At 57.9% G+C, this 3,284-nt stretch carries 4 protein-coding genes; all 4 read left to right on the forward strand.

All coding sequences use genetic code 11. The features are described 5' to 3' along the window. Nucleotides 1–280, forward strand: a 280-nt coding sequence (locus HV796_RS41025) for a DUF5372 family protein (protein ID WP_246356361.1), incomplete at its 5' end; no start/stop codon positions are given. A 305-nt stretch (nt 281–585) separates the two neighbouring features. Next, nucleotides 586–921: a helix-turn-helix domain-containing protein gene (locus HV796_RS41030; protein WP_281369994.1), complete on the forward strand. Its 336-nt coding sequence runs from the start codon at nt 586–588 to the stop codon at nt 919–921. Between the two features lie 270 nt (nt 922–1,191). After that, on the forward strand, nt 1,192–2,031 hold the full coding sequence (locus HV796_RS45095; protein WP_246356363.1) for a recombinase family protein: 840 nt from the start codon (nt 1,192–1,194) through the stop codon (nt 2,029–2,031). Next, on the forward strand, nt 1,961–3,277 hold the full coding sequence (locus tag HV796_RS45100) for a recombinase zinc beta ribbon domain-containing protein (protein ID WP_246356364.1): 1,317 nt from the start codon (nt 1,961–1,963) through the stop codon (nt 3,275–3,277). The genes HV796_RS45095 and HV796_RS45100 overlap by 71 nt, the downstream gene beginning before the upstream one ends. Nucleotides 3,278–3,284 lie beyond the last annotated feature (7 nt).

Raw genomic sequence — 3,284 nt, forward strand, 5'->3', positions numbered from 1 at the left:
CGTAGTCAAAGGCGCGTCCTTCGAGATTACCCATCCATTCCACCCAGCACGTGGAAATCGCTTTGTCCTGGTGAGTCGCAAGCAGAACTGGGGTGAAGATCGCGTGATGTATTTCGACGCACACAAGCGTCTGCGCTCGGTACTGGCATCCTGGACCGATGTCCCGGAGCCAGATCTGTTCGCGCAGGCCTCCGGCGGACATTCCTGGTTTAGAACTGACGATCTGCTTCGATTGCGTGCGCTTGTTGACGATTTGCTGGGAGCGCGCGATGTCAAATAAATTTCGCCCTTTACGTAAAGATAAATATGCCGCTATTGGGATAATTTCAGCTTCACCCAGGCAAGATAACCTTCATTTAGGCGCATGTTTTAGCGCTATTTCGAGAATCAATCTGATCGCAGAGATACTTGACGTATCGAATGTTTGGGCGTATTTTATTTTTCATTGCATCGACGAGAGATCATGTAATGACCAGGCCACCGTCAAAGCGCGATCGACTACGCGAACTTGGTGCTCTCAATCCTCATCCCGACCGAATACGGGCGCCGTGGTTTTGATCGGGCGATTTCTTCGATCCCGACGATATTGTCCAGGTCAAGTACGAGATGTTGCGTCATGTTCAGGTCGATGGCGCTTCGAAGGCCGAGGCGGCCGCCCTGTTCGGAATGTCCAGGCCGACGTTCTATCAGGCGGAGAACGCCTTTGCGAGCGAGGGGCTACCAGGGTTGCTTCCGAAACAGCGTGGGCCCAAAGGCGCGCACAAACTCAACCCGGCGGTCATGGCGTTCATCGAGGAGCGTCTACAGCAAGACAGCAGCATTCGCGCTCGCGCGCTTGCGCAGGAGATCGAAACCTGGCTGGAGCTTTCGATCCACCCACGCAGTATCGAACGTGCGTTAGCACGCAAAAAAAAACCGTAGACGATTCGCCTCAAGTCCGTCCGCCATCGTCAGCGCTTGCTCGCTACGAAGCGCTACGGGCCGATCTGCTCGGCACAGGTCCTAACTCAGAAGGCCACGCGGCCATACGCTTTCATGGCCTGTTGCACGGGCTGGCGATCCAACGCCCGGACGCTTCGCGCATCGAGGCTCCCACTCCAACCGTGCCTGCTTCCAACTCAGTGCGGGATAACGGCGCGCTTGTTCGCGTGCTCGCCAACCTCGTTCTGCGCACCCACGAGGAGCTTGCCCATGTCTACTAACTCCGCTCAGAAGGTCACCGCTGAACATCTGCGGCGTGATGCGTTCCTCTACGTTCGACAGTCGTCGCTTCGGCAGGTGTTCGAGAATACCGAGAGTACGAAGCGGCAATATGCGCTGCGCGATCGCGCCGTTTCGCTCGGGTGGCCGATCGAACGTGTTCACATCGTCGATAACGATCTCGGCATGTCCGGTTCCAGTGCCCAGGAGCGAGATGGCTTTCAGCATCTGGTCGCCGAGGTCGCCAATGGTCACGCCGGCATCGTGCTGGGATTGGAAGTGTCGCGCCTTGCGCGCAATAACGCAGACTGGCATCGCCTGATCGAACTCGCATCGCTCACGCGAACCTTGATTCTTGACGAAGATGGTATTTACGATCCAGGTCAATTTAATGATCGCCTATTGCTTGGGTTAAAGGGCGCCATGAGCGAGGCAGAACTTCATATCCTCAAGGGCCGGCTGCAAGGCGGGATCAAGAACAAGGCACGCCGTGGCGAACTGGAAGTGCCTCTGCCTATCGGGCTTGTGTATCACCCGAATGGCTCAGTCGCACTCGATCCTGATCAACAGGTCCGTGGCGCGCTGCGGTTGCTGTTCGACACGTTTCGGCAAGCTGCGTCAGCTACCGCCACGGTCAAGCGATTTCGCCAGGAAGGCTGGCTGTTTCCGCGTCGCATCCGAAGGGGGATTGGCAAGGGAGATCTGATTTGGGGGCCGTTGGAACACTGTCGCGTCATTCAGATACTGCACAACCCCCGTTATGCCGGTGCCTTTGTGTACGGGCGCACGCGCGGAGCATATCGCCAGGGGACGCAAATCCTTGGGGCTTAAGGTTGACCGGGAGAATTGGCAGGTGTTAATTCAGAATGCGCATCCAGGCTTTATTGATTGGGACGAGTTCGAGCGCAACCAGGCGACGCTTAAGCAGAATTTGACCGGATTCGGGCGCGATCGACGAGGCAGCATGCCACGCGAGGGCGTTGGGCTCCTGCAGGGGCGCGTCGTGTGTGGAGTGTGTGGCGCACGCATGCGCGTACGGTATCAGGTCGTGGGCAATAAACTCGAGCCCTACTATATGTGCACGGAGAATCCGGTGCGCCGTGCCGGCAAACCCTGCCAATCGGTTCGCGGAAGCGCCATCGATGACGCGATAGGCTCGCTGCTTCCAGGGAGCGTCGCACCGGCCGCTCTCGAGGTCGCGCTAGCTGTCGAAGACGAGATATCAGGGCGCGTCAAACAGGCCGCCGATCAGCGCCAGAACCAACTGGTCCGAGCGCGCTACGATGCCGAGCTCGCGCGCCGTCGATATATGAGTGTCGATCCGACCAATCGGCTTGTCGCCGACACGCTCGAAGCGGACTGGAACGAGCGTTTGCGCGTGCTGGATGGATTGCAACAGGATAACGAACGGCTTCAGAACGCCGGTCACAAGCTGTTAAGCAGCGATGCGCAAACCCAGATTCAGGCGCTCGCCGAAGACTTCCCCCGCGTTTGGAATGACCAACGAGTCGTGCCGGTCGAGCGCAAGCGTATGGTCGCTTTGCTCATTGAAGACGTAACCCTGGTAAAGTCCGAACGCGTCGCGATCCATGTACGCTTTCGCGGCGGGCGAACGACTTCGCTGGAGATCGATAAGCCAAAGCCTATTGCACAGATTCGCAAGACGCTGCCAGAAGTCGTTGCGAAGGTCGACGAACTCCTCGAAACCGGCTCGGATCGGCAAGTCGCCGAACAGCTTAATGCGCTTGGCTATACAAACTGGAAAGGTGAAGCGTTCACGCACAAGAAGGTCTTTATCGTCCGCACCGCCTATAGACTCAAGAGCCGGTTTGAACGCCTTCGCGAACGCGGCATGTTGACAGCCAACGAACTCGCCGCACAACTCGGAGTGTGCCCGACTAGCATTCATCTGTGGGGCCAGCGCGGGCTGTTGCGTCAGCATCGCTACGGTAACCTGCATCGCTGCCTGTACGAGCCCGTCGGCGACGTCGTCCTGGTCAAAGGGCAAGGCGGTCGCTACAGTTCGACGCAACCGACGTTTATCGCTGTTCCACCAACCACACAAGGTGCAGTATGAAGCGTAC

Source organism: Paraburkholderia humisilvae, assembly GCF_902859855.1.
GTDB lineage: Bacteria > Pseudomonadota > Gammaproteobacteria > Burkholderiales > Burkholderiaceae > Paraburkholderia > Paraburkholderia humisilvae.

Excerpts from the sequence above, each read along its gene's own strand:
- HV796_RS45095 (WP_246356363.1), top strand. The coding sequence starts at position 1,192 with ATGTCTACTAACTCCGCTCAGAAGGTCACCGCTGAACATCTGCGGCGT.
- HV796_RS45100 (WP_246356364.1), top strand. The coding sequence starts at position 1,961 with ATGCCGGTGCCTTTGTGTACGGGCGCACGCGCGGAGCATATCGCCAGG.